This window comes from Streptomyces viridosporus, from assembly GCF_002078235.1.
Lineage (GTDB): Bacteria > Actinomycetota > Actinomycetes > Streptomycetales > Streptomycetaceae > Streptomyces > Streptomyces viridosporus.
This window is the reverse complement of record NZ_MSGP01000411.1, coordinates 1-4,931: the sequence shown is the minus strand read 5'-3', so window position 1 is coordinate 4,931 and position 4,931 is coordinate 1. Positions and strand designations below refer to the sequence as shown.

Below are 4,931 nucleotides of genomic sequence, written 5' to 3'. Positions count from 1 at the left end.
GGCCTGCACCCGGTCGCGCAGCCCGAGTTTGCGCAGCAACGCGTTCACGTGGGATTTCACCGTGCCGACGGTGATGCCGAGTTGCTCGCCGATCTCCGCGTTGGTGAGCCCGGACGCCACCAGGGCGAGGACGGACCGTTCCCGCGCGGTCAGGCCGTCCAGCTCGCGGGGGGTGCTTCCGCCCCCGGTCCCGGTGACCGCCCCGGAGGCGTAGTGGCCGATGAGCCGGCGGGTCGCGGACGGGGCGAGGACGCTCTCCCCCGCGGCCACCACCCGGATGCCGTGCAGCAGTTCGGCGGCGTGCACGTCCTTGAGCAGGAAACCGGAGGCGCCGGCGCGCAGCGCCTCGAAGACGTACGCGTCGAGGTCGAAGGTGGTCAGCACCAGGACACGGGGCGCGTTCTCGCGGCCGGTGATGATCCGGGTGGCGGCGATGCCGTCCAGCTCGGGCATCCGGACGTCCATGACGACCACGTCGGGTGCCAGCTCCTCGGCGAGCCGTACCGCGGCGGCGCCGTCACCGGCCTCGCCGACGACCGTCATGTCCTCCTCGGCGTCGATCACGGCGGCGAACCCCGCCCGGACGATGCCCTGGTCGTCGACGACCAGCACGCTGAGGCTCATCGTTCCCTCTTCTCCTCGTCACCCTGCTCGGCGGCCGGCGTGACGGCGGGCGGGAGCCCGTCCGGTGCCTCCCGGGGGGCGGGCCCGTCGTGGGCCCCCTCCGGAACGGTCCCGGCCGTCGCGCCCGGGGCGAGGGGCAGCCGGAGGCGGACCGTGCCCGCCGGACCGGTGGTCAGGGTGCCGTCGAGCGCCGTGACCCGCGCCGTCAGCCGCTCCCGTACGGCGGGGCCGACGGCACCCGGCACTCCGGTGGCCGTGAGCGTCAACGTACCGTCGTCCGCGTCGAGTTCGATCACCGCCGGCTCCTCGCCACCGGCCGCGAGCACCGTCTCGGCTGCGTGGTAGGCGGCCAGGTCCACGGCGGTGGGCAGGTGTTCCGGCACACGGTCGGTCAGCCGTATCTCCACGTCGCGGCCGGTGGCCCGGGACTGGTGGGCGAGCAGGTCCAGGGCCTGGAGGGTGGGCTGCGGCCGCAGCGCGCGTTCCGCCTCGCCCTCCCGGACCGTGTCGAGGAGGGCGCGCATCGCGGTCAGGGCCTCGCGGGCGCGTTCGGCGGTCGCGTCGAGCCGGCCCGCCTCCGCTTCCGCGACCATGTCGGCGGTGCGTGCCAGCACGGTGGTCTCCAGCCCGGCGGCGATCCGCCGGCGCTCGGCCCACGCGTCCCGGACGGCCTCCTCGGTCCAGGCGGCGAGGCGCTCCTCCCGGCTGCCCCGGTCGGCCCGGTCGCGCCGTCCGCGCAGCGTGCCGACCCGGTGGGCCGCGCCGGCCGCCAGGCACGCCCCGGCCGTCGTCGCCGCGACGACCGCCCAGTCGGGGACCGTCGTGCCCCGGTCCAGGACGGCGGCGGACGCGGCCGCCGCGTGCACCGCCACGGCCGCGACCGGGCCGACCGACCGCGGGAACACGCTCGGACGGTTCCCGGCGGCGGGCGGGCCGGCGGCGGCGCGGGCCGCGTCCGCCGCGAGCACCGCGCAGGTGGCGAGCATGCTCAGGCCGGGTGGCAGCAGGACCGGCCCGGTGTACCCGCCCGCCGCCATCGCCACCGGCCAGAGCGGGGCCAGGCCGAACAGGACGGCCCGGGCCGTGCGGGGCGCCCGGCGCAGCCACAGCAGCGCGACCGCCTGGGCCGCGGCCAGCAGCGCGAACAGCACGCCCGCGGACACCTGTGTCCCGTTCGACGTCTCCTCCGCCCGGATGACCAGCGTCGGGAGCAGCGGCTGCAGGACGAGGCCGGTCGCGGCCGTCACCTGCGCCAGGCGGTGGCTCCGCGGGACGGACCACTCCACCGGGGCGGCGGTCCGGCCGGGCAGGGCCGCGCGCACCTCCCACCCGCCGTCCGCCGTCGGACCGCTGGTCAGGGCGCCGCCCGCCTCCCGTGCCCGGGACCGCAGGAAGGCCTGGCCGCGTCCCCCGCCGAGGCCCGCGCCGTGCGCCGTCGCACCGGCCGGCGGCGCCGCGCTCGTGACCACGACGTCCGTGCGCGTGTCGCCGTACCGGCAGAGCACCCGGGTGTGCGCACCGGGGGCGTACCGCGCCGCGTTGGTCAGCGCCTCGCGCACGATGCCGTACGCCGCGTCCGCGACGGCGCCGTCCGGCAGGGCGTCGATCTCGCAGTCCACCGGCCCGCCCAGCCGGCGGAACCCCGCGGCCAGGTCCAGCAACCGCTCCCGGGGCGAGGGCATTTCCTCGCGCGAGGGCGACGGCGCCCGTACCGCGCCGAGTGCCCGGGTGACCTCCCGGCCGGTCTCGACCGCGAACCGAAGCGCTTCGTCGGCCAGTTCGGGGCGCCGGTCGCGCAGCCCGAGCGCCGCGCCCGCCGTGACCACCACGGCCGTCAGGTGGTGGGCGCTGACGTCATGCAACTCCCTTTCCATACGGCGTCGTTCGGCCGCCGGGAGCCGGTGGCGTTCGGACTCGGCCCGCTTCAGACGCTGTTCGGCCGCCCGCCGGGCGCGACGGGAGCGCCGCACCAGCAGGCCGGCCCCGCACGCGGTGGCGTACAGCAGGGCGGTGAGGACCAGGTCGAGTCCGTCGCGCTCGCTGATCCCGTGCAGGCTGAGCCCGTACAGGAGCTGCCAGACGGCGAGCGCCACCACGCACAGCACGGAGGTGAAGGTGTCGCGTTCGGCCGCCACCGTGAACAGGGCCAGCGCGACCCCCGCGGTCCCGAGCACCGCCATCGCCCCGGTGGGCAGCGGCCCGGCCCCCAGGGCGCAGGCGACGGCGACCAGGACGAAGGCGGCCACCGGGCGGGTACGGCGCAGGAGGAGCGCGGCCGTCACCGACCCGGCGACCAGGGCCGCCACGAGAAGGACGGACGCGGACGGGACATCCCCGCGCACCAGTGCCGCGCCGGGCCACACCACGGCCTGGGCGCACATCAGGAGGACCGGGATCAACCGGTCGTCTTGTCGCTTCATGACGGGCCAAGGCTATGGTCGCGGGTGAGCCGACCGGCTCCGGCTGGAGGCGGATTCCGTTCTCTTACCTGGGTTGCAGACGCGGGCGGTGGACGGCCCGGGAGGCCTTCTCCACCTCCGGTCGGACCCGGCGATCATCCGGCGGCCCGAGGCCCCCGCCGTGCCCCCGGACCCAGTCTCGCTCCCATCGGGAAGGCGGCCGGCCGACGGCTCCGGCCGGCGGTTTCCTCCACCGTTCCGCGGGGATCGCCGCCCCTTCCGTCCATTGCGTTCACCCCGTTCACTCCGTTTCGCGACCGAGCACGGGGCGTGGGCCGTCGCCCGGTGCGACGGTGAGAACACCGGCTTCGCCGCGCACCGGGGCATCGACTACTGCTACGAGGGGAGGGCCGGGGAAGGGTGAGAAGGACGAGCCTTTGACCACGGCCGAGAAGAAGCAGCACCGCGTGCTGCTGCGTGAGTGCGTGGCCGCGTTCGCCGAGGACCAGACACGACGCGGGAATCGTGCGGGGTCGCGGCTGCCGGTGGAATCCGTGAGGCGTGCCGTCCGCCCGGCCGGTCGGCGTCAGGGGGTGCATGCCGACGCGATCGACACGCTGTTCTCGTAGAGGTGGTGCCGGGTGATCCGGCCGTCCTCGACGGTGAGGCGCAGTGCGAAGGGGCCCGAGAAGGACTTGCCCGTCGCACGGACGGTCCCCGAGAGGTGTCCCATCAGAACGGCGTCGGTGCCGTCGACGAGGAGGGTGTCGACGGAGGCGCGGGCGTCCTCGGCGACCGTGTGCTCGGCCAGTTCCGCGGCCTGGGCGGCGCATTCGGCGGCGGTGGAGCGGGGCCGGATCCAGGGGACCACGGGGTTCTCGGCGAGCAGCCAGTCGACGTGGTCGGCGAAGAGGGCGGTGAGTCCCTCGGTGTCCCCGGCGAGGCGGAGGGCCATGAACTTCTGGACGGCGGCGCGGGTGGCGTCCGCGGTGGCGGTGGCGGTGGCAGGGGTGGTGGTCGTTGTCATGGGATCAGCCTGCCGGGGTGCCGTCGGAGCGTCGATTACCTCTGGGGTAAGGGCGGAACGTCCGCGCCGGGAGGACCCTCCGCGACCGGGGCGGTACAGCCACCGGTCCGCTCGCCGCCGCCGAAGTGATCGGGCCGGTGACGAGCACCGTGAGCACCTGCCGGGCCGGCTCGCGGCACGGTCCGCGGATGACGCTTCGGCGTGCGCCGAAACGTTCCGCCCCTAGCGTCTCGGGGCATGACGATCGACACCCACCGAGTGGTCCGGCCGAGCATCCTCTACTTCGGCACCCCCGTGGTCCTGCTGACCACCGAGAACGGCGACGGCACCTTCAACCTCGCCCCCGTCTCCTCCGCCTGGGCGCTGGGACAGCACGTCGTCCTGGGGCTGGGCACCGAGAGCCGGACCGCGCACAACCTCGCCGAGCGCCCGGAACTGGTGATCAACGTGGCGTCGCCGGAGCTGTGGGAGCACGTGGAGCGCCTCGCCCCGCTCACCGGAGCCCACCCGGTGCCGGAGAGCAAGCGAGCGGTCTACCGGTACGAGCGCGACAAGTTCGCCGCGGCCGGGCTCACCCCGGCCGGCTCCGACCTCGTGGCACCGCCCCGGGTCGCCGAGTGCGCCCTGCAGTTGGAGGCGCGCGTCCGCGGTACGACACCCGGCGGGGAGGGGCTCTTCCTCAGTGTCGAGTGCGAGGTGCTGCGGGTCCACGCCGACGAACGCATCGTCGTGCCGGGCACCCACCACATCGACCCCGCGGTCTGGAGCCCCCTCATCTACAACTTCCGCCACTACCACGGCCTCGGCAGCCCCCGTGGTCCCGGCGGTCTCCGAGCGGAAGCCGTGGCCGACCTCCGGCGCGAGGCCGTGGTAGTGGCGGA

The 4,931-nt window shown here is 75.5% G+C and carries 4 protein-coding genes; 1 reads left to right on the top strand and 3 read right to left on the bottom strand.

Annotation, left to right across the window (positions count from 1 at the left end):
• The 3 genes from B7L92_RS27125 to B7L92_RS27115 form a co-directional block, all read right to left on the bottom strand.
• The coding region (locus B7L92_RS27125) for a response regulator (protein ID WP_081239995.1) at positions 1-624 on the bottom strand (624 nt) is incomplete at its 3' end.
• On the bottom strand, positions 621-3,044 hold the full coding sequence (locus tag B7L92_RS27120; protein WP_255311157.1) for a sensor histidine kinase: 2,424 nt from the start codon (positions 3,042-3,044) through the stop codon (positions 621-623). The genes B7L92_RS27125 and B7L92_RS27120, both read right to left, overlap by 4 nt.
• Before the next feature lie 565 nt (positions 3,045-3,609).
• A complete protein-coding gene (locus B7L92_RS27115; RefSeq protein ID WP_081239994.1) occupies positions 3,610-4,050 on the bottom strand; it encodes a nuclear transport factor 2 family protein in 441 nt (146 codons plus the stop codon).
• Between the two features lie 237 nt (positions 4,051-4,287).
• Here B7L92_RS27115 and B7L92_RS27110 point away from each other — a divergent pair.
• A partial coding sequence (locus tag B7L92_RS27110; RefSeq protein WP_255311156.1) for a flavin reductase family protein occupies positions 4,288-4,931 on the top strand: 644 nt, incomplete at its 3' end.

Excerpts from the sequence above, each read along its gene's own strand:
- B7L92_RS27120 (WP_255311157.1), bottom strand. The coding sequence starts at position 3,044 with ATGAAGCGACAAGACGACCGGTTGATCCCGGTCCTCCTGATGTGCGCC.
- B7L92_RS27115 (WP_081239994.1), bottom strand. The coding sequence starts at position 4,050 with ATGACAACGACCACCACCCCTGCCACCGCCACCGCCACCGCGGACGCC.